The organism is Demequina rhizosphaerae (genome assembly GCF_000971255.1).
Classification (GTDB): Bacteria; Actinomycetota; Actinomycetes; order Actinomycetales; family Demequinaceae; genus Demequina; species Demequina rhizosphaerae.
Genome location: NZ_BBMC01000007.1, coordinates 137,556 through 161,335, shown reverse-complemented (window position 1 = coordinate 161,335; position 23,780 = coordinate 137,556). Strand labels below are relative to the sequence as shown.

Annotated in this window: 25 protein-coding genes and 1 tRNA gene; 12 read left to right on the top strand and 14 right to left on the bottom strand. The window is 72.9% G+C overall.

Annotated elements, in window-relative coordinates:
* Positions 1–5: 5 nt before the first annotated feature.
* Positions 6–848: a potassium channel family protein gene (locus AOM07_RS11030; protein WP_062313763.1), complete on the bottom strand. Its 843-nt coding sequence runs from the start codon at positions 846–848 to the stop codon at positions 6–8.
* Positions 849–1,034: 186 nt separating this feature from the next.
* On the opposite strand from AOM07_RS11030, the gene AOM07_RS11025 reads away from it, so the two are divergent.
* Both AOM07_RS11025 and AOM07_RS15195 read left to right on the top strand, forming a co-directional pair.
* Entirely contained in the window at positions 1,035–1,877 is an 843-nt protein-coding gene (locus AOM07_RS11025; RefSeq protein ID WP_062313761.1) for a hypothetical protein, read from the top strand.
* Positions 1,874–2,380 (top strand): MarR family winged helix-turn-helix transcriptional regulator, encoded by a 507-nt coding sequence (locus tag AOM07_RS15195; protein ID WP_369401220.1) that lies wholly within the window; start codon positions 1,874–1,876, stop codon positions 2,378–2,380. The genes AOM07_RS11025 and AOM07_RS15195 overlap by 4 nt, the downstream gene beginning before the upstream one ends.
* On the opposite strand, the gene AOM07_RS11020 is transcribed toward AOM07_RS15195, so the two are convergent.
* The 3 genes from AOM07_RS11020 to AOM07_RS11010 all read right to left on the bottom strand — a co-directional run bounded on the left by AOM07_RS11020 (position 2,337) and on the right by AOM07_RS11010 (position 3,357).
* Positions 2,337–2,413: transfer RNA gene (locus tag AOM07_RS11020), tRNA-Val, on the bottom strand. The genes AOM07_RS15195 and AOM07_RS11020 overlap by 44 nt on opposite strands.
* A gap of 54 nt (positions 2,414–2,467) precedes the next feature.
* Positions 2,468–2,932: a redoxin domain-containing protein gene (locus tag AOM07_RS11015; RefSeq protein WP_082227180.1), complete on the bottom strand. Its 465-nt coding sequence runs from the start codon at positions 2,930–2,932 to the stop codon at positions 2,468–2,470.
* Positions 2,929–3,357 (bottom strand): DUF3052 domain-containing protein, encoded by a 429-nt coding sequence (locus AOM07_RS11010; RefSeq protein WP_062313759.1) that lies wholly within the window; start codon positions 3,355–3,357, stop codon positions 2,929–2,931. The genes AOM07_RS11015 and AOM07_RS11010 overlap by 4 nt, the downstream gene beginning before the upstream one ends.
* Before the next feature lie 138 nt (positions 3,358–3,495).
* On the opposite strand from AOM07_RS11010, the gene aceE reads away from it, so the two are divergent.
* The gene (gene aceE / locus AOM07_RS11005; protein WP_084830264.1) at positions 3,496–6,291 is read left to right on the top strand and encodes a pyruvate dehydrogenase (acetyl-transferring), homodimeric type; all 2,796 of its coding nucleotides are present in this window, start codon (positions 3,496–3,498) and stop codon (positions 6,289–6,291) included.
* A 12-nt stretch (positions 6,292–6,303) separates the two neighbouring features.
* On the opposite strand, the gene AOM07_RS11000 is transcribed toward aceE, so the two are convergent.
* Positions 6,304–7,755, bottom strand: a complete 1,452-nt coding sequence (locus AOM07_RS11000; RefSeq protein WP_156171911.1) for a hypothetical protein — start codon at positions 7,753–7,755, stop codon at positions 6,304–6,306.
* Positions 7,756–8,061: 306 nt separating this feature from the next.
* On the opposite strand from AOM07_RS11000, the gene AOM07_RS10995 reads away from it, so the two are divergent.
* From AOM07_RS10995 to AOM07_RS10970, 6 genes are all read left to right on the top strand, one after another.
* Entirely contained in the window at positions 8,062–9,231 is a 1,170-nt protein-coding gene (locus tag AOM07_RS10995; protein ID WP_062313753.1) for a PucR family transcriptional regulator, read from the top strand.
* A 78-nt stretch (positions 9,232–9,309) separates the two neighbouring features.
* A complete protein-coding gene (locus tag AOM07_RS10990; RefSeq protein ID WP_062313750.1) occupies positions 9,310–10,224 on the top strand; it encodes an ACP S-malonyltransferase in 915 nt (304 codons plus the stop codon).
* The gene (locus tag AOM07_RS10985; RefSeq protein ID WP_062313749.1) at positions 10,221–11,222 is read left to right on the top strand and encodes a beta-ketoacyl-ACP synthase III; all 1,002 of its coding nucleotides are present in this window, start codon (positions 10,221–10,223) and stop codon (positions 11,220–11,222) included. The genes AOM07_RS10990 and AOM07_RS10985 overlap by 4 nt, the downstream gene beginning before the upstream one ends.
* Before the next feature lie 77 nt (positions 11,223–11,299).
* Complete coding sequence (locus AOM07_RS10980; RefSeq protein WP_062313747.1) at positions 11,300–11,542, top strand: acyl carrier protein; 243 nt, start codon at positions 11,300–11,302, stop codon at positions 11,540–11,542.
* 52 nt (positions 11,543–11,594) lie between these two features.
* Positions 11,595–12,824, top strand: coding sequence for a beta-ketoacyl-ACP synthase II (gene fabF / locus AOM07_RS10975; protein WP_062313745.1), 1,230 nt, complete (start codon positions 11,595–11,597; stop codon positions 12,822–12,824).
* A gap of 52 nt (positions 12,825–12,876) precedes the next feature.
* Entirely contained in the window at positions 12,877–14,151 is a 1,275-nt protein-coding gene (locus AOM07_RS10970; protein ID WP_062313742.1) for an arylsulfotransferase family protein, read from the top strand.
* Positions 14,152–14,196: 45 nt separating this feature from the next.
* Here the strand turns inward: AOM07_RS10970 and AOM07_RS10965 are convergent, their stop codons facing one another.
* Together AOM07_RS10965 and AOM07_RS10960 are read right to left on the bottom strand one after the other, a co-directional pair.
* Positions 14,197–14,778 carry a TetR/AcrR family transcriptional regulator gene (locus AOM07_RS10965; protein ID WP_062313740.1) on the bottom strand — a complete coding sequence of 194 codons (582 nt, stop codon included), beginning with the start codon at positions 14,776–14,778 and terminating at the stop codon, positions 14,197–14,199.
* Between the two features lie 36 nt (positions 14,779–14,814).
* Positions 14,815–15,312 carry a DUF3145 domain-containing protein gene (locus tag AOM07_RS10960; RefSeq protein ID WP_062313738.1) on the bottom strand — a complete coding sequence of 166 codons (498 nt, stop codon included), beginning with the start codon at positions 15,310–15,312 and terminating at the stop codon, positions 14,815–14,817.
* A gap of 149 nt (positions 15,313–15,461) precedes the next feature.
* On the opposite strand from AOM07_RS10960, the gene AOM07_RS10955 reads away from it, so the two are divergent.
* Complete coding sequence (locus AOM07_RS10955) at positions 15,462–16,151, top strand: NAD(P)H-hydrate epimerase (protein ID WP_062313736.1); 690 nt, start codon at positions 15,462–15,464, stop codon at positions 16,149–16,151.
* On the opposite strand, the gene def is transcribed toward AOM07_RS10955, so the two are convergent.
* Positions 16,152–16,652 carry a peptide deformylase gene (gene def / locus AOM07_RS10950; RefSeq protein ID WP_062313734.1) on the bottom strand — a complete coding sequence of 167 codons (501 nt, stop codon included), beginning with the start codon at positions 16,650–16,652 and terminating at the stop codon, positions 16,152–16,154.
* A 44-nt stretch (positions 16,653–16,696) separates the two neighbouring features.
* On the opposite strand from def, the gene AOM07_RS10945 reads away from it, so the two are divergent.
* Together AOM07_RS10945 and AOM07_RS10940 are read left to right on the top strand one after the other, a co-directional pair.
* A complete protein-coding gene (locus AOM07_RS10945; protein WP_062313732.1) occupies positions 16,697–17,254 on the top strand; it encodes a GNAT family N-acetyltransferase in 558 nt (185 codons plus the stop codon).
* A gap of 5 nt (positions 17,255–17,259) precedes the next feature.
* The gene (locus AOM07_RS10940) at positions 17,260–18,105 is read left to right on the top strand and encodes an NAD(P)H-hydrate dehydratase (protein ID WP_156171910.1); all 846 of its coding nucleotides are present in this window, start codon (positions 17,260–17,262) and stop codon (positions 18,103–18,105) included.
* Positions 18,106–18,115: 10 nt separating this feature from the next.
* On the opposite strand, the gene AOM07_RS10935 is transcribed toward AOM07_RS10940, so the two are convergent.
* From AOM07_RS10935 to manD, 6 genes are all read right to left on the bottom strand, one after another.
* Positions 18,116–18,688, bottom strand: coding sequence for a hypothetical protein (locus AOM07_RS10935; protein WP_062313728.1), 573 nt, complete (start codon positions 18,686–18,688; stop codon positions 18,116–18,118).
* Positions 18,689–18,754: 66 nt separating this feature from the next.
* A complete protein-coding gene (locus AOM07_RS10930) occupies positions 18,755–19,342 on the bottom strand; it encodes a hypothetical protein (RefSeq protein WP_062313725.1) in 588 nt (195 codons plus the stop codon).
* A 26-nt stretch (positions 19,343–19,368) separates the two neighbouring features.
* Complete coding sequence (locus AOM07_RS10925; RefSeq protein ID WP_062313723.1) at positions 19,369–19,668, bottom strand: DUF1905 domain-containing protein; 300 nt, start codon at positions 19,666–19,668, stop codon at positions 19,369–19,371.
* A 117-nt stretch (positions 19,669–19,785) separates the two neighbouring features.
* Positions 19,786–21,960 (bottom strand): beta-glucosidase, encoded by a 2,175-nt coding sequence (locus AOM07_RS10920; RefSeq protein WP_062313721.1) that lies wholly within the window; start codon positions 21,958–21,960, stop codon positions 19,786–19,788.
* Positions 21,961–22,030: 70 nt separating this feature from the next.
* Positions 22,031–22,543: a gluconokinase gene (locus AOM07_RS10915; RefSeq protein WP_062313719.1), complete on the bottom strand. Its 513-nt coding sequence runs from the start codon at positions 22,541–22,543 to the stop codon at positions 22,031–22,033.
* Positions 22,533–23,771: a D-mannonate dehydratase ManD gene (gene manD / locus AOM07_RS10910; protein WP_062313716.1), complete on the bottom strand. Its 1,239-nt coding sequence runs from the start codon at positions 23,769–23,771 to the stop codon at positions 22,533–22,535. The genes AOM07_RS10915 and manD overlap by 11 nt, the downstream gene beginning before the upstream one ends.
* Positions 23,772–23,780: the final 9 nt, after the last annotated feature.

Below are 23,780 nucleotides of genomic sequence, written 5' to 3'. Positions count from 1 at the left end.
CGCGCCTAGCGCGAGCGCGGGTCCGCGTCGCTCGGCGGCTTGGGCGTGAGGTGCGGCAGCCCCGAGGCCCCGGGTCCGCCGCGTCCGGCGAGCTCGTCGAGCTTCGCCTCGAGGTCGCCGATGCGCGACAGCAGCTGCTGGCGCGTGATCTCCTCGCGCTCGACCTCGCGGGCCTCCTCCTTCTCCTCCTCGACGCCCTGCGTGAGGCTGACGAACCAGGCCGCGACGGAGGCGGTGACGATACCGATGAGGGCGATGCCGATGAGCATGAGGATGGTCGCGACGACGCGCCCCTCGATCGTCACCGGCGCGTAGTCGCCGTAGCCGACCGTGGTGACGGTGACGAGGGCCCACCACACCGCGTCGCCGAAGTTGACGATCTGCGCTCCCTCGTGACCGCGCTCGGCGTCGAGCATCGCCACCGCCGCGATCCACAGGAGCAGCAGCACGGCGATGAGGACGGCCTGCGTGGACTTCACCACGCCCTTGCGGCTCGCCAGCATGGTCCCCGACGCGAACACCGACAGGATCTTGAGCGGGCGCGCGGCCGGGATGATGACCGCGACCACGTCGAGCGGGTGCGTGAGCAGGAAGCGCCAGCGCTGCTCGTGGATCGCGACGCGGATGACCAGGTCGACGATGAACACGAGCCACACGAGGCTCTGGATGGTGAGCAGCGTCGCGCGGACGCTGCCGGGCAGCTCGTCGCGGAAGGCGATGCGCGCCGACCACACGACGAGGAAGACCATCGCGAGAACCGCCATGGCGCCGTCGGCGCGCTTGGCGAACGCCTCGTACTTCGCGCCCTTCTTGAGCCCGCCCTCGTGCTCGCCGAGTTCGAACGACACGACCGCCTCCTCCCAGGTCCGCCTGCGTGGTTCGAGGCTAGCGCGCGCCGCGCATCGTCCCGCCGCACTCCGCCGCGAGGCGCCCAGAACCCTCAACGGGACCCTGGTCCCGGGCGCACGCCACCCGGATAGGTAACGTGTTGCCTATCGGCGCCGCCCGGTGCCGGGCCCGAGGAGGGCATCACCATGGCCGCGATCCCCCGCATCCCGCTCGCGATGTCCGTCCCGCTCGCGGCGCTCGCCGCCGTCGCCGCCGGCGTGGGCGCGCTCGACCCCGACCTGTACGCGCGCGACCGGGAGAGCTTCGCGGTGCAGGCCGCGGCCCAGGACTGGGTCACGCTGCTCGTCGCCGTGCCGGCGCTGCTGCTCCTCGCGCTCGCGGCGCGGCGCGGTTCGCGCGGCGCGTGGCTGCTGTGGCACGGCGCCGTGCTGTACCTCGCCTACACCTATGCGATCGCATCGTTCATGGTGCAGTTCAACGCGCTGTTCCTCGTGTACACGTCGGCCTTCGGTCTCGCGTCCCTCACCCTCGCCACGAGCCTCGCCACCGCGATCCGCGACGTGCCGCTGGACGCGTTCGGTCCGCGCTGGCCGCGCCGCGCCGCCGCGGGCGCGCTGTGGGCGGTCGTGGCGGTCTTCGCGTTCCTGTGGCTGGCGGACATCGTGCCCGCGCTCCTCGACGGCACCGCGCCCGAGACGCTCGCGGAGTCCGGCACGCCCACCAACGGGATCGAGGTCCTCGACCTGTCGATCATGCTGCCCACGCTCGCGCTCACCGGCGCGTGGGTGCTGCAGCGGCGGGTCCGCGGCTACGTGCTCGCGACGGCCGCGCTCGCCTTCACCGCCCTCCTCGCGGTCGCGCTGGTCGCGATGGTCATCGGGCTCGTGTCCGCGGGGCTCGCAGAGAGCGCCGCGCCCGCGGCGGTCTTCGGCCTCCTGGCGGCCGCGTCGGGGACGCTCGCCTTCCTGGCGGCGCGGTCCACGGCGGACGAGGACGCGCGCGTCGCCGCCCCGGCGGTCGCGGCATGAGCGGCCGGGACGATGCGGCGCGCACCGTGTTCGCGACCGTGTTCCTGCTGAGCCAGTCGTGGAAGAACCTGCTGGACGACATGCTCGCGCCCGCGGGCCTGTCCGCGAAGCAGTGGATGCTGCTCGTCGCCATCGAGACGTTCGGCGACGAGGCCCCCACGCTGAGGGCGGCGGCGGACCGCTACGGGACGTCCCGGCAGGCGGCCAAGCAGCTCGCGCTGCGGCTCGAGCAGGCGGGCTTCCTCCACATCGCGCCCGACCCCGACGACGCGCGGACGCTGCGGCTCCACCTCACTCCGCAGCATCGGGAGTTCTGGGACCGGCACGCCGGCGAGCACCTCGAGGGGCTCGCGGCGCTGTTCGCCGGGGTGGACGATGCGCCGCTCGAGACGGCAGCGGACGTCGCCACCGTGCTGCTCGCGACCGCGCGGGCCGCCGAGGGTCGCGGGATGGAGGGGTTGGTGGGCCCTGCCGGACTCGAACCGACGACACCTGCGGTGTAAACGCAGTGCTCTAACCAACTGAGCTAAGGGCCCGCGGACCATTGTGGCAGGACGATGCGACGGCGAGCGCCGCGGCCGAGCGGCGACTCAGCCGAGCAGCGACTCCACCGCGCCGCGGTACTCGGCGACGTCGCGCGCCTCCCCCTCGGGGTTGACGATGGCCCATCGGCACACGCCCTCGGCGTCCACGAGGAACGAGCCGCGCGTCGCGAGGCCCTTGCGCGGGTTGAAGACGCCGTACTGGCGCGACACCTCGCCGTGGGGCCAGAAGTCCGACAGCAGGTCCGCCTTGTAGCTGTGCGTATCGGCCCACGCCTTGAGCGTGTAGACGGAGTCGCAGCTCACCACGATCACGCGCAGGCCGTCCCGCGTGAGCAGGTCGTCCGCCGCGCGCAGCTCGATGAGCTCGTTGGTGCACGTGTCGGAGAACGCGAACGGCACGAACACCAGCAGGTACGCGGTGCCGCGCAGGTCCTCGGACGTGACCGTGCGGCCGTGGGTGTCGGTCATGCTGAACTCGGGGGCCTCGTGGCCCACCAGGGGGTGGGTCACTTGGAGCGGCCCTTCTCCACCAGGTAGGTCGCGGTCCAGCGGGAGCCGATGACGAACGTGGAGGTGGCGTGCAGGCCGGCGACCGAGGCGGCCTCCTGCACGTCGCGCGGCTGGACGTGGCCCGGCAGCCCCGCCTTGGGCGTGCACACGCACACCGCGGCGCCGTCGTCGAGCAGCGTCTGCGCGTCCATGAGGAGGTCGGCGAGGTCGTCGTCGCCGTCCCGGAACCAGACGAGCGAGCCGTCGGTCACGTCGCCGAAGTCCTCGTCGACGAGGTCCTCTCCTGTGAGGGCCTCGACCGCGGAACGGAACTCGGTGTCCGTGTCCTGGTCGTAGCCGAACTCCTGGATGATCTGGCCGGCCTTCAAACCGAGCCTCGCGACCACGGCGTCGACCGCCGCCTGCGCGTCCTCCTGCGTCGCCACGGTGGCGGGACCCCCTTCTTCGGTGACTCACGTGCCGGAGCACGTGCCTGGCGTCCACAGTAGAGGTACGCGCAGGTCGGTGCAATCACCCCGTGCGCGGCAGTCCCCGCGTGACGTTAACCTGTTCTGTGGCAAACAATGTGGGGAACGCGGGCGCATCACGCCGTGCGATCACCCCAGATCATCCGGCGCGCCACCGCGCGCCCGACAGGAAGGTCACCTGTGGCACATCACGGCGAGGTTGACAAGGACCCGAGCGAGACCCAGGAGTGGCTCGAGTCCCTCGATGGGCTCATCGAGTCCGGCGGCGAGAGCCGCGCCGAGTACATCGTGGACCAGCTGGTCGACCACGCGGCGAAGAAGCAGCTGAGCGTGCCGCTCAGCCTCAACACGCCGTACGTCAACACGATCCACGCCGACGACGAGCCCGAGTTCCCCGGCGACGAGGAGATCGAGCGCCGCTACCGCGGCTGGATCCGCTGGAACGCGGCCGTCATGGTGACCCGCGCGCAGGCGGCCGGCAAGGGCGTCGGCGGCCACATCTCGTCGTACGCGTCCGTCGCGACGCTGTACGAGGTGGGCATGAACCACTTCTTCCGCGGCAAGGACCACCCGGGCGGCGGCGACCAGGTCTACTTCCAGGGTCACGCGGCCCCCGGCGTGTACGCGCGCGGCTTCGTCGAGGGCCGCTTCGGCGCCGAGGACCTCGACTCGTTCCGTCAGGAGAAGTCGGGCCCCGGCCGCGGCCTGTCGTCCTACCCGCACCCCCGCCTCATGCCCGACACCTGGGAGTTCCCCACCGTGTCGATGGGCCTCGGCCCCGCCTCGGCCATCTACCAGGCGTGGACCAACCGCTACCTGCACATGCGCGGCATCAAGGACACGTCCGAGCAGCACGTGTGGGCGTTCCTCGGCGACGGCGAGATGGACGAGCCGGAGAGCCGCGGCATGCTGCAGCTCGCCGCGACCCAGAACCTCGACAACCTCACGTTCGTGGTCAACGCGAACCTGCAGCGCCTCGACGGCCCGGTCCGCGGCAACGGCAAGATCATCCAGGAGCTCGAGGCGTACTTCCGCGGCGCCGGCTGGAACGTCATCAAGGTCGTCTGGGGCCGTGGCTGGGACCCGCTGCTCAAGCGCGACCACGACGGCGCCCTCGTCAACCTCATGAACACCGTCCCCGACGGCGACTTCCAGACGTTCCGTGCCGAGTCGGGCGCGTTCATCCGCGACCAGTTCTTCGGCGGCGACCCGCGCGCCAAGGAGCTCGTCAAGGACATGACCGACGACGAGATCTGGGCCCTCAAGCGCGGCGGCCACGACTACCGCAAGCTCTTCGCCGCCTACCAGCGCGCGACCACCATGAAGAACGGCAAGCCGACGGTCATCATCGCGAAGACCATCAAGGGCTACGGCCTGGGCTCGAACTTCGCGGCCCGCAACGCCACGCACCAGATGAAGAAGCTCGCCGCGGCGGACCTCAAGGTCCTGCGCGACACCTTCGACATCCCCTTCACGGACGAGCAGCTCGACGCCGACCCGTACAACCCGCCGTACTACCACCCCGGCTTCGAGGACCCGGCCGTGCAGTACATGCTGGAGCGCCGCCGCGCGCTCGGCGGCTTCGTGCCCGAGCGCCGCGACCCCAAGAAGCAGGTCGCGCTGCCGAACGAGAAGGCCTACGACCTCCTCGCCAAGGGCTCCGGCAAGCAGGAGGTCGCCACCACCATGGCGTTCGTCCGCCTGTTCAAGGACCTGGTCCGCGACAAGGAGTTCGGCCACCGCGTCGTGCCGATCATCCCGGACGAGGCGCGCACGTTCGGCCTCGACTCGATCTTCCCGAGCGCGAAGATCTTCAACACCAACGGCCAGAACTACCTGCCGGTGGACCGCGAGCTCATGCTCTCCTACAAGGAGTCCGAGCAGGGCCAGATCATGCACACGGGCATCAACGAGGCCGGCTCCGCCGCCGCGTTCCAGGCCGTGGGCACCTCGTACGCCACGCACGGCGAGGCGCTCGTGCCGTTCTACATCTTCTACTCGATGTTCGGCTTCCAGCGCACCGGCGACCAGTTCTGGGCGGCGGGCGACCAGCTCACGCGCGGCTTCATCATCGGCGCCACCGCGGGCCGCACCACCCTCACGGGTGAGGGCCTGCAGCACGCCGACGGCCACTCGCCGCTCATCGCGGGCACCAACACGGCGGTCATCCACTACGACCCCGCATACGGCTACGAGATCCGTCACATCGTCAAGGACGGCCTCCAGCGCATGTACGGCGACGACGGGCGCGACCCGAACGTCATGTACTACCTCACGGTGTACAACGAGCCGTACCAGCAGCCGGCCGAGCCCGAGAACGTGGACGTCGAGGGCATCCTCAAGGGCATCCACAAGGTGTCGGACGCCCCCGAGGGCCATGGCCCCGAGGCGCAGATCCTCGCCTCCGGCGTGGGTGTGCCGTGGGCGTTCGAGGCGCAGGAGATGCTGCTCCGCGACTACGGCGTGCGTGCCGCGATCTGGTCGGTGACCTCGTGGAACGAGCTGCGCCGCGAGGCCCTCGAGTGCGAGGAGGCGAACTTCCTCCGTCCCGAGGAGGGCTTCCGCACCCCGTACCTCACGCAGAAGCTCCAGGGCGCCGCGGGTCCGTTCATCGCGACCTCGGACTACGACCACCTCGTGGTCGACCAGATCCGCGCGTGGATCCCCGGCGAGTACGCGACGCTCGGTGCGGACGGCTTCGGCTTCTCCGACACCCGCGCCGCCGCCCGCCGCTACTTCCACATCGACGGCGCCTCGACCGCGGTGCGCGTGCTCCAGCAGCTCGAGCGCCGTGGCGAGGTCGAGCCCGGCACGTTCGCGGAGGCCATCCGCCGCTACGAGCTGCACGACGTCCGCAAGGGCACGTCGGGCAACGCCGGCGGCGAGGCCTGATCGCCTAGCGGCTCACGGCTTGGGGCCGGAGTCCTCGTCCTCGGACGGGGCCTCCGGCCCTTCGTCGTTGTCGGCTCCGTCGTCGTCGGCCGCGGCGTCGTCCGCCCGGGGCTCGTCCTCGACGGGCGCGTCGGCATCCTCGCCGTCGGCGGGGACGATGCGCTCCGCGTCCTCGTCAGGCCCCTCGCCTTCGGCGACCGGTTCCGCCTCCTCGGGCTCGCCTTCCGTCTCCTCGGGCTCGGGCTCCGCCTCCTCGGGCTCGCCTTCCGTCTCCTCGGGCTCGGGCTCCGCCTCGCTCTCGTCCTCGACCTCGGCATCAGCCGGTTCGGCCTCCGCGTCGACCGGCTCCTCGGCGTCCGCGTCCTCGAGCCCCTCGGTCAGCAGGTCGTCGTCGCCACCCTCCATGGCGGGCTCGCCCGCGACCCAGGCCGCGACCGAGTCGTCCGCGCCCTGGCTCCCGCCGCCGGAGCCGTCCCCGGAAGCATCGTCGTTCGGCGCAGCGAACGCCGACCGCCGCTGCACGGCCTCCTCGGCGGGCGGCGCGACGATCTCGTCGGCGCCGCCGGCGGGGGCCTGATCGTCCGGCCTCCACGCCGGCACCGGGTCGATGTAGTCGACGGGCGCGCCGTCGCCGTTCGAGGCGTGCGCCCCCTCCCCCGCGGCGAAACCCGCGGCGGCGGCCTCGAGCGCGCGTGCCTCGTCCTGATCGGCGCGGGTGAAGGACCGCCGGACCGCGAAGGCCGCCCACGCGATGAGGAGGAGCAGCACGCCGAGCGAGATCCACAGGATCGTCAGCGTGTTGGTCGAGAACACGCCCGCGGGCGCCACCTTGACGTAGCCGTCGAGCTCGCACCGGACCGAGCCGCCCGCCATCGTGCCGTACGCGTGATAGACGCCGGTCGGCTCGAGCCACGAGCGGTCCGTGATCCACGTGAGGGCGTCCGCGACGACGACCTCGCCGGACATCTCCTGGGCCTCGGGCGCGCCCGCCGACGTCACCGTCCGGATCGGGATCTCGAAGCCGCCGATCACCACGCCCGCGACGCGCTCGGTCACCGCGACGGGAGTCTCGGAGCCAGCGGTCCACGTCACCACGCCGTCGGCGGGGACGACGAGCGGCGTGAGCGCGGCCGTGTTCTCCGGTGCCACGACGGTGTCGCCCACGGACGCCTCGACCGTGCAGCCGTCCGAGATCGACCCGGGACGCACGAGCTCGCCGATGCCGGTGAGCGCGACGCCGCCGAGCACGCCCGCGATCGCGACGACCGCGGTGTACCGTCCCCGGGCCCGCGACGCGTCGCGCGTGAGGAGGCCGGCGACGAGCATCACCGCGAGGGCGGACACCCCGAACAGCACCGTGCGCCCGGGATCGATCACGCCGAGCTGCCACAGCAGCCCCACGGTCACGAGGCCCAGCAGCAGCCCCAGCACCATCCCCAGCAACGGACGCGGACGTGGCGACATCTCTCCTCCTGGCCTCGAGCCTGGTGCCGACGCTACCGGCGACAAACGCGACACCAGCGACGACTCTCGGCAAAGTCCCCAATCTGGACACTGGGCACGGATCCGGGAGCGGCACGCCGGGCCCAGCGGCGGAGCGGAGCCGACGCCCCGGCGTGTCGCGGCGAGATCCGTGCGCACTGTCGGGGCGCGCGGTTGTGGGGCACCACAGCGACGGGACGATGCGGCGGGCTTCCTGCCGCACGCGACCCCGCCCGCGCCTCGTGCGGCGTTGTGCCGTTCCCACAACCGCCCGCTACGCTGGCCCGCATGGTCACCCCGGACATGCGCGCCGAGACGCTGCGCCGCCTCCGTGCCGGCACGGGCCGCCTCGCCACCATCGCGCTCAAGAAGCTCGACGCCGACTACCCGTGGTTCCGGGAGCTGCCGGCGCAGGAGCGCTCGTGGGTGGGCTCGGTCGCGCAGGCGGGCATCGCGTCCTTCGTCGCGTACTTCGCGGACCCGCACGCCGGCCACCGCGGCACGCTCGAGATGTTCGCCTCCGCACCGCCGGAGCTCACGCGGACCATCTCCCTCCAGCACACGCTGACGATCGTTCGCACCTTCGTGTCGGTGGTCGAGGACCACTCGGACGAGTTCGCCGCCGCCGGCGCAGAGGCGCACCTGCGCGAGGCGATCCTGCGCTACTCGCGCGAGATCGCGTTCTCCGCCGCCGAGGTCTACGCGCGCGCCGCGGAGTCGCGCGGCGCGTGGGACGCCCGCCTCGAGGCGCTCGTCGTCGACGCTCTCGTGCGCGGCGAGGTGGACGACGACCTGCCGTCGCGCGCGGCCGCGCTCGGCTGGAAGCCCGGGCCCACGCTCGTCCTCGTCGGCCGCACCGACGGCCCGCTCGGCGAGGTCCAGTCCGCGGAGCTGCGCCGCACCATCCGCCGCGCGGCCCACGGGGCGCTCGTCGGCATCCACGGCGAGGACCTCGTGGTGATCGCGCGCATCGACGGGGACCTCGAGGAGCTCAACGCGATGCTGCTGCCGTGCTTCGGCCCCGGCCCCGTGGTCGTGGGCCCGCCGGCCGTCACGCTCGTCGAGGTCGCGCGCGCCACCCGCGCGGCGATCTACGGCGCCACCGCGGCCCCCGCGTGGGCGCTCGCCCCGCGCCCGGTCAACGCGGACGACCTCCTGCCCGAGCGCGTGCTCGTGGGCGACTCGGCCGCGGCGGACCGGCTCATCGCGGTCGCGTACGACCCGATCGCGTCCGCGGGCGGCTCGCTCAAGGAGACCGTCGCGACATTCCTCGACTGCGGCCGCTCCCTCGAGCTGGCGAGCCGGACGATGTTCGTCCACGCCAACACGGTCCGCTACCGGCTGCGCAAGGTCGCCGAGCTGACCGGCTGGGACGTGCTCTCGACCCGCGACGCGCACGTCCTGCAGATCGCGTTCGCGCTCGGCCGCCTGCGCGACGCCAGCACCGCCCCTTTGTAGGTTTCCGACAAGAACTCGCGCCCGAATCGGTACCCTGATGCCGCGGAGGGCCCTCGCATGTGAGGCAGGCTATAACCCGTGATCGCCATTCTCTGTCCCGGCCAGGGTGCCCAGACGCCGGGGATGCTCGCCCCATGGCTCGAGCTCCCCGAGGTCGCCGAGTCCCTCGCCGGCCTTTCCGAGGCCGCCGGCGTCGACATCGTCCGCCACGGCACCGAGTCGGACGCGGACACCATCCGTGACACGGCCGTCGCCCAGCCGCTCCTGGTCGCCACCGCGATCGCGACCGGTCGCGCGCTGCTCGGCGGCGCCGCCCCGGCGCTCGCCGCGGGCCACTCCGTGGGCGAGCTCGGCGCCGCCGCCCTCGCGGGCGTCCTCACCGACGCCGACGCCATGCGCCTCGTCGCGGTGCGCGGCGCCGCGATGGCCCGGGCCGCCGCATCGTCCGAGCCCACCTCGATGGCCGCGGTCCTGGGCGGCGACGCCGCCGAGGTGGCCGCCGCGCTCGAGAAGCACGGCCTCACGCCCGCCAACGTCAACGGCGGCGGCCAGGTGGTCGCCGCCGGCGCGAAGGCCGCGATCGACGCGTTCGTCGCGGAGCCGCCGGCCCGCGCCCGCGTCATCGAGCTGCAGGTCGCCGGCGCGTTCCACACGACGTACATGGTCCCCGCGGTCGCCGACCTCGACGCCGCGGCCGCCCAGGTCTCGCCCGGCGAGCCCGCCGGCGTGCTGCTGTCCAACGCCGACGGCGCGAAGGTGGTGGACGGCGCCGACGCCCTCGCGCGCATCGTGCGCCAGGTCGCCAACCCGGTGCGCTGGGACCTGTGCATGGAGACGATGCTCGAGCTGGGCGTCACCGGGATCGTCGAGGTCGCGCCGGGCGGCGTCCTCGCCGGCCTCGCCAAGCGCGCCATGAAGGGCGTCCCGTCCGTCGCGCTCAAGACCCCCGACGACCTCGCCGCCGCCCGCGACCTCCTGGAGACCGCCGCATGACCACCCTCAACGTCCGCCGCGGACCGGAGTTCACCCGCATCCTCGGCCTCGGCGTCGCCCGCGGCGAGCACGCCGTCCCCAACGACGACCTCGTCGAGCCGATCAGCTCGTCGGACGAGTGGATCCGCAAGATGACCGGCATCGTCACGCGCGTGCGGGCCGACAAGGACACCTCGGTCATCGACCTGTCGGAGCGGGCCGCGCGCGACGCCATCGCGCAGGCCGGCATCGACGCGTCCGAGATCGACGCCGTCATCCTGTCGACCATCTCCTACCCGCACATCACGCCCGGCGGCGCCCCGGTCCTCGCGGACCGCCTCGGCGCGACGCCCGCGGCCGCCTTCGACATCTCCGCCGCGTGCGCGGGGTACTGCTACGGCATCGGGCAGGCCGATGCGCTGGTCCGCTCGGGCGCGGCCCGCCACGTCCTCGTCGTGGGCGCGGAGAAGCTCAGCGACTTCGTCGACCCCGCCGACCGCTCGATCTCGTACCTGCTCGGCGACGCCGCCGGCGCGGTCGTCATCGGCGCCTCGGACACGCCGGGCATCGGCCCCACCGTGTGGGGCTCCGAGGGCTCGGGCGCGGAGCTCATCCGCCAGACCGACTCGTGGCTCGACGTGCGCGACAAGCCCGGCACGCCGTTCCCGACCCTGCGCCAGGAGGGCCCCAGCGTCTTCAAGTGGGCGTCCTTCAAGATGGCGCCGGTCGCGCTGCAGGCCATCGAGGCCGCGGGCATCACGCCCGACGACATCGACGTGTTCATCCCCCACCAGGCGAACATCCGCATCATCGACCAGATGGTCAAGCAGATCGGGCTGCCGAAGCACGTGGTGGTGGCGAAGGACATCGTCGACTCGGGCAACACCTCGGCGGCGTCGATCCCGCTCGCGACCGAGCGCGTCCTGCGCGACGGCGACGCGAAGTCGGGCGACCTCGCCCTCCAGATCGGGTTCGGCGCGGGCCTCGTCTACGCCGCCCAGGTGGTCGTCCTCCCCTGACGGAGGGCCCCACGGTAAGTTCACAAGCGTTCATCCCCGAACATGGCGCCCCGGCGCCGCGACACGAAGGAGCAGCAATGGCACTGTCCAAGGATGAGGTCCTCGTCGGCCTGGCCGAGATCGTCTCGGAGGAGACCGACATCGACACCGCCGAGGTGACCCTCGAGAAGTCGTTCACCGACGACCTCGACATCGACTCGCTGTCGATGATGACCATCGTCACCCTCGCGGAGGAGAAGTTCGACGTCCGCATCCCCGACGAGAAGGTCAAGGACCTCGTCACCGTCGGCGACGCCGTCGACTACATCGCCGCGGCCTAAGCACCGCAGCAAGCCCGTCCCACACCCCCTCATCCCCCTCGGAGGACCGCCCATGAACGTCGTCGTCACCGGACTCGGCACCACCTCGCCGCTCGGCGGGGACGTCGCCAGCACCTGGGAGGCCGCGCTCGCCGGCCGCTCCGGCGTCCGCACGCTGGAGAACGACTGGGCGGAGCAGTACGGCGTGCCGGTGACATTCGCCGGTCAGCTCGTGGTGCCGCCGTCCGAGGTGCTCTCGCGTCCCGAGACCAAGCGCATGGACCCGTCCGCCCAGATGGCGATCGTGGCCGCGCGCGAGGCCTGGGCGGACGCGGGCACGCCCGAGGTGGACCCCGAGCGTCTGGGGAGCGTCGTCTCCTCCGGCATCGGCGGCGTGTGGACGATGCTCACGGCGTGGGACACGGTGAAGGAGCGGGGCGCCTCGCGCGTCCTGCCCCTCACCGTGCCCATGCTGATGCCCAACTCCCCCACCGCGTACGTCTCGCTCGAGTTCAAGGCCCGTGCGGGCTCGCACTCGCCCGTCTCCGCGTGCGCGTCCGGCGCCGAGGCGATCGGCATGGGCTTCGAGATGATCCAGTCCGGCCGTGCGGACGTGGTGATCTGCGGCGGCACCGAGGCGGCGATCCACCCGCTGCCCCTCTCCGCGTTCGCCGCCATGCAGGCGCTGTCCAAGCGCAACGACGACCCCGCGGGCGCGTCCCGTCCCTACGACGTGAGCCGCGACGGCTTCGTCATGGGCGAGGGCGCCGGCGTGCTGGTCCTCGAGTCCGAGGAGCACGCCAAGGCGCGCGGCGCGCGCGTCTACGCCTCCGTCCTCGGCCTCGGCATGACCGCCGACGCCCACCACATCGCCGCCCCCGAGCCCAACGGCGCCGGCCAGACGCGCGCCATGGAGCTCGCGCTCGAGCGCGCCGGCCTCACCACCGCCGACGTCGCGCACGTCAACGCGCACGCGACCTCGACCCCGGTGGGCGACATGATCGAGGCGCGCGGCATCCGCTCGCTGCTGGGCTCGCACGCCGACCAGGTGCTGCTGTCGGCGACCAAGTCGATGACCGGCCACCTCCTCGGCGGCGCGGGCGCGCTCGAGTCCGTCTTCACCATCAAGGCGCTCGAGACCCGCACCGTTCCCCCGACCATCAACGTCACCGAGCCCGACCCGGAGCTCGAGGTCGACCTGGTCCGCGACACGCCCCGCGCGCTGCCCGAGGGCCAGATCGCGGCGATCAACAACTCGTTCGGCTTCGGCGGCCACAACGTCGCGCTGGTCTTCGGCGTCTGACCCGGGTTAACGTCGGGGCGTGAGGCGCCCGATACGCGCAGGTCTATCCCTGATGGGAGTCCTTGCCGTCGCGGGCTGCCTCGGCGGCGGGGCCACCTCGTCGCCCAGCAACGCCCCGCCCGTGTCGCAGCAGGCCGGCGACCTCGACGAGGCCCTCGCAACCTACGCGCTGCAGCACGAGGTGGTCGACGCGGACCTCGCGGAGCAGGCGTCCGGGCTCGACGCCTCGATCTACCTCGCTGCGCCCCTCCTCACCTCCGGCACCCAGGCCGTGCTCGAGCTGCGCGGCGACCTCGCTCCGCTCGCGGTCCTCGACGTCTCGGGCTCCGCCCTCGCGGCGCTCACGGCGTCCGACGACGGGCTCGTCGGGCTCAGCCGCGCGTGCCTGTCCGACAGCGGCGGCTACGCGTTCTGCGCCAGGGTCTCGACCCTCGACGCCGCCGGCATCGCGATCGACGAGTCGACCGAGGCGTTCGACCTCGACCACCACGCGGTCCTCATGGACGAGGACGGCGCCGGGTTCTGGGCCGACCGCTACGTGCCGGTCGCGTGCGACGACGACGTCTACCCGTGCGGCCTGGCCGACGAGGACGAGGAGCTCGAGCGCGTCTACGACTGCGAGATCGTCCACGTCCGCGACGACGAGCCCGTGTGGGAGTGGTCCGCGCTCGACCACTTCACGGACGCGATGCTCGACTCCGCCTCCACGACCGCGGTGTACGCGCCGGTCGACCCGTTCCACTGCAACTCCGTCCAGCCGTCCGACGACGGCGCCACGGTGTACGTGTCGATGCGCCACCCCAGCTCCGTCATGGCGATCGACGTCGCCTCGGGCGACCTTCTGTGGACGTTCGGGCAGGACGACAGCGACCTCGCGCTCGCCGTCGACGACCCCGACGGGCTGCTGGGCGACCGCGCCGTGCTGAGCGGCCAGCACGACTTCCGATGGCTCGGCGGCGACCGCTTCTCCGTGTTCGACAACGGCTCGGGCGGCGCTGGCGCGGCCCGCGTCGTCGTCTTCCACGTCGCGGACGGCGTCGCCACCATCGAGAACGTGATCGAGGACCCGTCGGGCCGGGAGTCACGATGCACGGGCTCGGCCCGCCCGCTCGACGCCGCGGAGGAGTTCTGGGCCGTGTCGTGGGGCTGCAGCGAGTCCGGGGTGTCCGTGGTCACCGCCGACGGGCGCGAGGCGGCGCGGATCACCGTCGACTTCGAGGCGGGTGTCGAGCAGGAGATCCTCACGGACGTCGCGGCCGAGCAGCCGGAGCTCGGGCACACCGTGAGCTACCAGGCCGTCGTCGGGCCGCCGGGACTGCTCGGCTGACACATCGTCCCCGCGTCCGCGCGGCGGGCGCGGCGGGCGTGCGGGTCAGGCGATGCCGCGCTCGAGGCTCGCGAGCGCGCGGTCGAGGACCTCGACGATCGGCTCCTCGGAGTGGCTCGCCCACCACACGGCGGACGCGAGGATGCAGCCGGTGATCGCCTGGCCCGCGGCGCGCGCCTCGAGGCTGTCCTCGTCGATGTGCTCGGCCTTCGCGACCTGGCGGGACAGGCCCTCGGTCATGTCGCCCAGGCCGCGGACTCCCGCGGCGAAGACCTCCGACGACGCGCCGATGATCCGCAGGCGCACCCGCGTGATCTCCTCCTCCTCGCCGGGCACCTCGAGCGTCTCGCGCATCGCGGCGCGCAGGCCGGCCATGCCGGGCTCGGTCGCGGGGTCGGCGAGCCGCTCCGCGAGGCGACGGTACGTCGCGAAGAAGTCGCGCCACACGAGGTCGGCCTTGTTCTCGAAGTGCCGGAACAGCGTCCGTCGCGACACCCCCGAGCGCTCAGCGATGTCGTCCATCGAGACGGCGGCGTAGCCGCGCTCCGCGAACAGGGTCGCGGCGATGCGCGCGATCTGGTCGGGATCCGCGATCTGGGGACGGCCGGGGCGGCGGTGCTCGCTCACGTGCTCACCCTAACCCGCCTGGTCCGCGCCCACACGTCAGCCCACGCGGTGCAGCCAGCGGACCGGCGCGCCGTGGCCCGCGTAGCGGAACGGCTCGAGCTCCTGATCCCATGCGGTGCCGAGCGCGAGGTCCATCGCCCGCTGGAAGTCGCCCATGGTCGCGCCGTTGTCCAGCGCGGCACGGATGCGGTCCTCAGGGACCACCGTGTTGCCGTGGACGTCGATGACGGCGTGGAAGATGCCGAGCGACGGGGTGTGGGACCAGCGGCCGCCATCGGCGCCGAACGACGGCTCCTCGGTGACCTCGTAGCGCACGTGCTCCCAGCCGCGCAGCGCGGACGCGAGGCTCGCGCCGGTGCCCTGCTGGCCCTGCCACGCGACCTCCGCGCGCAGCAGGCCGGAGCCCGCGGGCTGATCCGTCCACTCGAACGAGGCGCGCGAACCCAGCACTCCCTGCGCCGCCCATTCGATGTGCGGAGTCATCGCTCGGGTCGCGGAGTGCACGAAAAGGACACCACGGGTGATTGCTGCCATGACCCTTTCCTTCCTCTGAGGTGCGTCTTCCCCTACGACCTCGAAAGAAACAGCCGGTGGCACCGGGTGTGCCACGATTCTGCCTCACCCGCGCCGGATGCGCCAGCGCCACGCCCCGCATGTCGGAGGCTCGTGCGAGGGTGGACCCCATGGCGACCAGCGAGAACATCGTCACCGTGGCCGAGCTCAGGGCCGCGGAGGCGCGCACGATGCGAGACGTGCCCGAGGACGTCCTCATGGACCGCGCCGCCGCCGCGGTGGCGGACGCGGCCCTCGAGCTCGCGGCGGAGCGCGGCCTCCCCTCCGAGGGCCTGCGGGTGTGCGTCGTGGCGGGCCCCGGCAACAACGGCGGCGACGCTCTGCTCGCGGGAGCGCTCCTTGCCAGGCGCGGCGCGAGCGTCGTCGCGGTGGTCGCGGCGGACCGCGCGCACGAGCGGGGCGTGCGCCTGCTCGAGGAGGCCGCCGGCGAGGGCGCGGTCTCGGGCGTCGCGTTCCCGCTGGGTCGCGAGCGCGTCCTCGACTCGCAGCTGGTGATCGACGGGTTCTCAGGCATCGGCGGGCGCGCCGGCCTGCCGGACGAGGCGTGGTCGCTGCTGGGCCGCGCGGTCGCCGTGGGGCTCCCCATCGTGGCGGTCGACGTGCCCTCGGGGCTCGCCGCGGACTCCGCCGCGCTGCCCGCCCCGGACCCGGGCGCGCGCCCGGACGTGCCGCCGCGCTACGTCGTCGCCGACGTCACGGTCACGTTCACCGCTCCCAAGCGCTGCCTGGTCGAGCAGCCCGCGGCGGCCGCCGCGGGCCGGGTGATCGTCGCGGACGTGGGGATCGAGCTCGGGGCCTGATCAGCTCTTCTGCTCGAGCGACTCGCGCAGCTCCCGCATCGCCTTCTTGCGCACGTCGCGGCGCAGGCGGTCGAGGTAGAGCTTGCCGTCGAGGTGGTCGCACTCGTGGCTGATGAGGCGCGCCCAGATCTCCTCGCCCTCGATCTCGACCTTGTCGCCGTTGAGATCGGTGCCGACGGCGCGCGCGTAGGCGGGCCGCTCGCACGGGTACCAGAGGCCGGGCACCGAGAGGCAGCCCTCCTCGCCCAGCTCCTGGAAGTCCTCGCTCACCTCGACGATCTCGGGGTTGAGGATGTAGCCGATGTCGCCGTCGATGTTCCACGAGAACGCCCGCAGCGACACGCCGATCTGGTTCGCGGCGAGACCCGCGCGGCCCTCGTGGTCGACGGTCTCGACCAGGTCCTCCACCAGCTGCCGCACGCGATCGTCGATCTCGGTGATCGGTTCGCAGGGGGTGCGGAGGACGGGGTCGCCGATCACTCGGATGTCACGCATTGCCATGGCGGTATCCTCCCATGCCCCGGGCGTGGGCGTATCGTCGGGATATGACGCTCGAGACCGCGAGACTCCTGCTACGGCCGTTCACCGTCGACGACGCCGCAGATGTCCACGTGTACGCCTCGGATCCCGCGGTGTGCCGCTTCACCGAGTGGGGCCCCAACAGCGAGGACGACACGCGGGCCTGGGTCGAGGAGGCCGCAGAGGTGGGGCTGCCCGCGCAGTGGGCGATCACCCTGAGGGACGATGCGGTGGGCGCCGCGGGGCGCATCCCCGCCGGAACCGTGGTCGGCGGGGTCGGGGTCTACGGCGAGGGACGGGGCCCGCTCGAGTCGACGCCCGAGGTCCGCGAGCTCGGCTGGGTGGTGCGGCGCGACCTGTGGGGCCGCGGCATCGCGACGGAGGCCGTGCGCGCGGTGATCGACGCGCTCCTCGAGGAGGACGGGCTCGAGCAGCTGCACGCGCGCTGCCGGCCCGAGCACAAGGCGTCGGCGAAGGTCATGGCGCACCTGGGGCTGTCGCTCGTGCGCCGGATCGAGAACGACATCGAGCGCGACGGCCAGTGGATGCACTCCGACCTGTACGCGCTGTCCCTGCCCCGGTGACGCCGATGAGGCGCTGGGAGCGCGCGGACGTCGCCGCCGCGTGGCCCGTGCCCGGCGCGGCCGACGACAAGTACTCGCGGGGCGTCGTCGGCGTCGTGGCCGGCTCGGAGGCGTATCCCGGCGCGGCCGCGCTCGTGGTCTCCGGCGCGGTGCGCGCGGGCGCCGGCATGGTGCGCTACGTCGGCCCCGAGCGCGCGCAGGACCTGGTGCTCGCGCATCGTCCCGAGGCCGTCATCCACCACCCGGTCGACGTCGCGGAGAGGGTCCCCCGGGCACAGGCGTGGGTGGTGGGCCCCGGAGTGTCCGACTACCCCGAGCAGGACGCCGCGATCGGCGCGGTGGTGGCCGAGTCCGCACCCATGGTCGTCGACGCGGGGGCGCTCGAGACGGTCGCGCGCGCCCGGGCGGCGGGCGTCCGCGCGGTCGGCGCCGAGCGCGTGCTCCTCACGCCCCACGCGGGCGAGCTGATGCGCACCCTCGAGTCGCTGCGCCACGACGTCACCGCGGCCGACGTCGAGCGCGACCGCGTGGGTCACGCGCGGCTGCTCGCGGAGACCGCACGCGCGACGGTGCTGCTCAAGGGCGCCGTCACCCTCATCGTGTCCCCCGGCGGCGCGACCATCGAGCTGCCCGAGGCCCCGGCGTGGCTCGCGACCGCGGGCGCGGGCGACGTGCTCGCCGGGATCGCGGGCGCGCTGCTCGCCGCCGGGCTCGGCGCGGACGCGGCCGGGGCCTGCGCCACGTGGATCCACGCCCGGGCCGCCGAGCGCGCCTCGGGCGGCGGGCCCGTCGCCGCGCTGGACGTCGCGGGCGCGGTGCCGTCGGTGGTCGCCGAGGTGCTGCGCGGCTGAGCCGCGCGGCTCACACGTCGACGCCGAACAGCACTACGAGCGACCACAGCACGACGGCCAGCACGCCCGCGCCTCCGGCGGCGGCGGCCATGCCCCTGCGGATCGGGGTCGCCGCGAACCACGGCAGGAGCGCGCGGGTGAGGCCCGCCGTCACGCCGCACGGGATACCCACCGCGATCGCCGCGTAGAGGCCCCCGACGCCGTGGAGCGGCTGCGCGTAGGCGAGGAGGACGACGAGCGGCACGGCGAGCAGCGCCCCCATGACGGCGAAGCCTCGCGAGGCCGCCCGATCGGGAGCGCGGGCGGTCCGCGCGAAGACGACGCGCCCGAGCGTGTGCGCCACGAGGGGCACGCCCACGAGCGCCACGCCCACGTTCGCCACCGCGACGGCGAGGAACCTGCCGAGGTCCTCGACCGTGTCGCGATCGGGCGCGAGCGCCCGCGCGAGGGGTGCCGCGGCGGAGGCGAGGGCGAGCGCGACGACGGCGTAGACGGGGATCCCGATCGCGGTGGCGAGCCACGCCCCGAGCGTCGCGCTCAGCCGGCGTTCAGGGGCGGTGACGGTCGCATCGGTGGTGGACATCGGCAGGCCTCCGATCGGGCACCCGCGCTGGTGCCTCGTCCACCAGTGTGCGCCCGCGGGCGCGGATCACCCGCGCGACGTGCCGAGGGGCCAGGTCGCCCATGTGGCCGCCAGCAGGGTGACCGCGGCGAGCGTGCACATCACCGCGAGGACGGCCACGACGACGATCGCGCCCTCCGAGGACGCCACGAGCGGCACGAGCGCGCGGGCGAGCGCGGCGACGCCCGCGCACGGCAGCACCACGCCGAGGAGCACGAACACCGCCGATGCGGGATGGTCGCTGCCGAGGACGATCAGGGTCGCGGGCACGAGCCCGAGGGCCCCGCCGAGCACCGCGAAGCGGGTGACCGCGACGGACGACGGCTCACCCTCGCTGCGCCCGTGGACCCAGCGGCCCGCGGTGTGGGCGGTCACGACGATGCCGACGGCGATGATGAGGACCGTGACGACGAAGACCGCGACCTCGGTCTGGTCGAGCCGCAGCCGCATGCCCGCTCCGTCGCCGGTGAGCGCCTCCCACACCAGCGCTCCGGCGTACGCGCAGGCGCTGCCGATCACCGTGTAGAGCGGCACCGTCACCGCGGCCGCGACCCAGGCCGCCGCCTGCGGGCTCGCCAGGGCCGGGGCGGGGACGGGATCGATCGCGTGCGCCATCGCCCCAGCGTCGCACGGGTTCGCCGTCAGGTCAGCGGTGTGAGCGCGATCGTCGGCGTGTCGCCTGGCGCGAGCGACTCCGCGTTGAGCACCGCGCGCTTGACGGGCAGCACGAAGGTGCGCCGCTCCTTCGACGGGAAGATGCTCGTCCGCCACGTCGTGGCGCCGATCGCGACCTCGACCTTGACGGCCCCGAAGCCGCGGCGCGGGCCGTGCTGGGCGTCCTCGATCTCGTCGGCGACGTCGAACGGCACGTCCGCGAAGATCCACGTGTCCGTGCGCGCGTCCCACGCGTAGAGGGTCGCCTCGAAGCTGTAGCCGGTCACCCCAGCGACGCTAGCGCCGACCTGCCGATCGGCGCCACGTGCGCGGCCGCCCGGCCGCCCGACAGGAGTCGGGCGGCCGGGCGGCCGGAACAGCAGCGGTCCCCGCGGACCCCGGTCTCAGGCCTCCGGGTCGACGGTGATCGCGAAGACGTGCGGCGTGTCCTCGGACGAGGTCCCGACGTGGACCGTGTACGTGCCGGCCGGGGTGGCCCACGCGCCGGTCGCGTAGTCCCACACCGAGAACGGGTGGTGGGCCGCCGCCGGGTCGATCACGATCTCGACGGGCGCCGACGCGCCGGGCTCGAGCGCGACCTTCGCGAAGCCGACCAGGCGCTTGGGCGGCTGGCCGTCCGCCGGGATCCCCAGGTAGACCTGGACGACCTCGGCGCCGGCACGCGGACCGGTGTTCGCCACCGTCGCGGTCACCTTGACGGGCGACCCGTCGAACGCGCCCGACGAGACCGCGACATCGGTCACCTCGAAGGACGTGTAGCCGAGTCCGTGGCCGAACGGGAACAGCGGCGCGATGCCCTCCGCCTGGAACCAGCGGTACCCCACCCGCAGGCCCTCGGTGTAGCGCATCGTCGGGAATCCGTCGCCCTCGTCCGTGCCCGGGTAGCGGACCGGGTCCTCGTGGTGCATGAGGTCCTCGAGGCGCGCGGCGTAGGTGGTGGGCAGCTTGCCCGACGGCGAGGTGACGCCCCAGAGCAGGTCGGCGACCGTGTGGCCGTCCTCGGCGCCCTGGTTCCACACCTCGATGACGGTGGAGGCCTCGTCGATCCAGGGAAGCATGACCGGCGAGCTGTTCTTCAGCACGACGACCGCGCTCGGGTTCGCCCCGAGCAGCGCGGCGACCATGGCGTCCTGGCCGAAGGGCATCTCGGGGGTCGGGGTGTCCGCGCCCTCGGTGGCGATCGAGCCGGCCATGATCAGCACGGTGTCGGCGGCCGCTGCGGCGGCCTTCGCGTCCTCGAGGTTCGACAGGTCGCGCTCGACCACGAGCAGCTCGACGGACGACGTCGACCCGAGCGCGGCGAGCACGTCCTGCGTGCCCGGCAGCGGGTCCACCGTGTACAGCGGGTCCACGCGCGACGAGCCGCCGCCGCCCTGGCACGCCTTCGCGGCGAACTTGTCCATGCCGACGATGAGGACCTTCCCGGCCTCGACCGGCAGCGGCAGCGCCTGCACATCGTTCTTCAGCAGCACCGCCATGTCGGCACCGATGCGGCGGCTCACCGCGCCGTGCTCGTGCGCGGGGATCTCCGTGGGCGCATACGGCTTGCCGAACTGGTCGAAGCGGAACATCTGCGTGAAGCGACGCACGAGCGCGCGGTCCAGCGTCGCCATCTCGAGCGTGAAGTCCGACAGGGCGGCCTTGAGGTTGGTCTCGTTGAACCACTTGCTGTCGGGCATCTCGAGGTCCAGGCCCGCGCTCAGCGACGGCGCGGCCGAGTGCGCCGCCCAGAAGTCCGACTGGACGTAGCCGTCCCAGCCCCAGTCCTCGCGCAGGACGGTGTGGAGGAGGTAGCGGTTCTCGGACGCGTAGGTGCCGCGCACGCGGTTGTACGCGCTCATGATCGAGGCGACCTCGCCGTCCTTGCACGCCATCTCGAACGGCAGCAGGTACAGCTCCCGCAGCACGTGCTCGTCGACCTCGATGTTCGCGCGCATGCGCTCGATCTCCTGGTCGTTCAGCACGTAGTGCTTGGCCATCGCGATCACGTCGTTGGACTGGATCGCCCGGATGACCTCCGTGCCCATCACGCCGGTGAGGTAGGGGTCCTCCGAGAAGTACTCGAAGTTGCGGCCGCCGTTGGGGAGCCGGTGGAGGCACAGGCCCGGCCCCTCCAGCACATGCTGGCCGAGGTGGGCGGACTCCTTGCCGATGATGTCGCCATAGCGCGCGGCGATCGCGGGGTCGAACGAGGCGGCGACGCCGATCGTCATCGGCAGCGCGGTCGCGGGCGGGCTGGGGGTGCCGTCGCCCATCCCGACGCCCACCGGACCGTTGGTGACGCGCAGGCGCGGGATCCCGAGGTCGTCGTCGCCCTTGACGTGCCGGTCGATGCGGAGCTGCGCGGCAAGAGCCTCCATCTCCTCCTCGGTCATCTGCGAGAAGTCGGGCATCTCGCCTGCCATGGCGAACAGGTCGATCGTCGCCATCGCGCCGTGCAGCTGCGCGATCTTCTGCTCGGTGGACATCGCGCCGACGAGCGCGACCGCGCGCTCGCGCGGTGTCAGGTCCTCGTTCATCCAGGGGCGGACCGTGGTCTCGTTCACGGTGTCGGTCATGGGGTTCTCCTCGTCCTGCTGCGTTGAAGGGGGATGGTGCTCACGGGTGTGCGGCGGCGGTTGCTCCGCGTCAGGCGTCCGGACCGAGCGCCGCGACGGCCTCGGCGACGATGCGCGCCACGGGAAGGGTCGCGTCCACCCGGGCCCCGGGCTCGTCGCCGCCGAGCACCTCGAGGGTGGCGAACTGCGACGCGACGAGCGCGGGCGGCATGAAGTGGTCCGCTCGAGCCGAGGAGCGGCGCACCGCCTCCTCCTCGGTGATGGCGAGCTCGACGAACCGTGCCGCGGGCGCGACGGCGCGGATGCGGTCGCGGTAGGCCCGCTTGAGGGCGCTGCACGCGACCACCGCTCCCCCGGCGTCCGCCGCATCGTCCAGCGTCCGTCCGACGCTGTCGAGCCACGGCCATCGGTCGGCGTCCTCGAGCGGCACGCCGGCGGCCATCTTGGCGACGTTGGCGGCCGGGTGCAGGTCGTCGCCGTCGACGAACGGCACGCCGAGCGCCGCGGCGAGGGCCGCCCCGACCGTGGACTTCCCGGTCGCGGACGGTCCCATCACCACGAGCAGCGGTGCGTCACCAGTCATGCATGGTCCCGTCGTGGAGGCGGTTGTAGGGCAGGTACGCCTGAGCGTAGGGATACTTGCCGGCCTCGTCGACGTCGAGCGTCACGCCCAGGCCCGGCTCGTCGCCCGGGTGCAGCATGCCGTCCGCCCAGGTGAAGGACTGCTGGAACACCTCGTTCGTGCGGGAGCCGTGCTGCATGTACTCCTGGATGCCGAAGTTGTGGATCGCGAGCCCCAGGTGCATCGCGGCCGCCATGCCCACGGGCGAGATGTCCGTGGGCCCGTGCATGCCGGACTTGATCTGGTACATCGCCGCGTAGTCGAGCGTCTTCTTGAGCGGCGTGATGCCGCCCATGTGGGTGACCGCGCCGCGGACGTAGTCGATGAGCTGCTCGCGGATGATGTCCTTGAAGTCCCAGACCGTGTTGAATATCTCGCCGATCGCGAGCGGCGTGGTGGTGTGCTGGCGGACCAGGCGCAGCGCCTCCTGGTTCTCCGCGGGCGTGCAGTCCTCGAGCCAGAACAGGTCGTAGGGCTCGAGCTCCTTGCCCAGCTTGGCGGCCTGGATGGGGGTCATCCGGTGGTGGCCGTCGTGCAGCAGCGGCAGCTCGGGGCCGAACTCGTTGCGGACGGCCTCGAAGACGCCCGGCAGGTGGCGGAGGTAGGCGCGGGTGTCCCAGTCCTCCTCCATCGGCAGCGCGCCGCGGCGCGCGGGCTCGTGGTCGTAGCGCACGTCCGCGTCCCCCGCATCGGCCCCCTGCGAGGCGATGCCGTAGATCGCCTTGAGGCCGGGCACGCCGGTCTGGATGCGGATGGCCCGGTAGCCCTGCTCGAGGTGGGAGCGCACCGAGTCGAACAGCTCGTCGGTGGTCTTGCCCGAGGCGTGGCCGTACGCGAGCAGGCCCTTCCGGGAGGCGCCGCCGAGCAGCTGGTAGACGGGCATGCCTGCGGCCTTGCCCTTGATGTCCCACAGGGCCATGTCGACCGCCGCGATCGCGGCCATGGTGACGGGCCCGCGGCGCCAGTAGGCGCCCCGGTAGAGGTACTGCCAGGTGTCCTCGATGGCGGCCGGGTCGCGGCCCAGGAGGAGCGGGACCACATGCTCCTTGAGGTACGCGACCACGGCCAGCTCGCGGCCGTTGAGCGTCGCGTCGCCGAGGCCCACGTGGCCCTCGTCGGTGGTGAGACGCAGCGTCACGAAGTTGCGGTCGGGGCTCGTGACGACGACCTCGGCCTTGTCGATCCTCATGGTGGTGGT

Bases quoted from the DNA above. Each gene is read 5' to 3' on its own strand.
- AOM07_RS11000 (WP_156171911.1), bottom strand. From the start codon at position 7,755: ATGTCGCCACGTCCGCGTCCGTTGCTGGGGATGGTGCTGGGGCTGCTG.
- AOM07_RS10945 (WP_062313732.1), top strand. From the start codon at position 16,697: ATGACGCTCGAGACCGCGAGACTCCTGCTACGGCCGTTCACCGTCGAC.
- fabF (WP_062313745.1), top strand. From the start codon at position 11,595: ATGAACGTCGTCGTCACCGGACTCGGCACCACCTCGCCGCTCGGCGGG.
- AOM07_RS10960 (WP_062313738.1), bottom strand. From the start codon at position 15,312: ATGGCAGCAATCACCCGTGGTGTCCTTTTCGTGCACTCCGCGACCCGA.
- AOM07_RS10935 (WP_062313728.1), bottom strand. From the start codon at position 18,688: ATGTCCACCACCGATGCGACCGTCACCGCCCCTGAACGCCGGCTGAGC.
- aceE (WP_084830264.1), top strand. From the start codon at position 3,496: ATGTGGGGAACGCGGGCGCATCACGCCGTGCGATCACCCCAGATCATC.
- AOM07_RS10920 (WP_062313721.1), bottom strand. From the start codon at position 21,960: ATGACCGACACCGTGAACGAGACCACGGTCCGCCCCTGGATGAACGAG.
- AOM07_RS10940 (WP_156171910.1), top strand. From the start codon at position 17,260: ATGAGGCGCTGGGAGCGCGCGGACGTCGCCGCCGCGTGGCCCGTGCCC.
- manD (WP_062313716.1), bottom strand. From the start codon at position 23,771: ATGAGGATCGACAAGGCCGAGGTCGTCGTCACGAGCCCCGACCGCAAC.
- def (WP_062313734.1), bottom strand. From the start codon at position 16,652: ATGGCAATGCGTGACATCCGAGTGATCGGCGACCCCGTCCTCCGCACC.
- AOM07_RS10985 (WP_062313749.1), top strand. From the start codon at position 10,221: ATGACCACCCTCAACGTCCGCCGCGGACCGGAGTTCACCCGCATCCTC.
- AOM07_RS15195 (WP_369401220.1), top strand. From the start codon at position 1,874: ATGAGCGGCCGGGACGATGCGGCGCGCACCGTGTTCGCGACCGTGTTC.
- AOM07_RS10970 (WP_062313742.1), top strand. From the start codon at position 12,877: ATGGGAGTCCTTGCCGTCGCGGGCTGCCTCGGCGGCGGGGCCACCTCG.
- AOM07_RS10930 (WP_062313725.1), bottom strand. From the start codon at position 19,342: ATGGCGCACGCGATCGATCCCGTCCCCGCCCCGGCCCTGGCGAGCCCG.
- AOM07_RS10995 (WP_062313753.1), top strand. From the start codon at position 8,062: ATGGTCACCCCGGACATGCGCGCCGAGACGCTGCGCCGCCTCCGTGCC.
- AOM07_RS11025 (WP_062313761.1), top strand. From the start codon at position 1,035: ATGGCCGCGATCCCCCGCATCCCGCTCGCGATGTCCGTCCCGCTCGCG.
- AOM07_RS10980 (WP_062313747.1), top strand. From the start codon at position 11,300: ATGGCACTGTCCAAGGATGAGGTCCTCGTCGGCCTGGCCGAGATCGTC.
- AOM07_RS10955 (WP_062313736.1), top strand. From the start codon at position 15,462: ATGGCGACCAGCGAGAACATCGTCACCGTGGCCGAGCTCAGGGCCGCG.
- AOM07_RS10915 (WP_062313719.1), bottom strand. From the start codon at position 22,543: ATGACTGGTGACGCACCGCTGCTCGTGGTGATGGGACCGTCCGCGACC.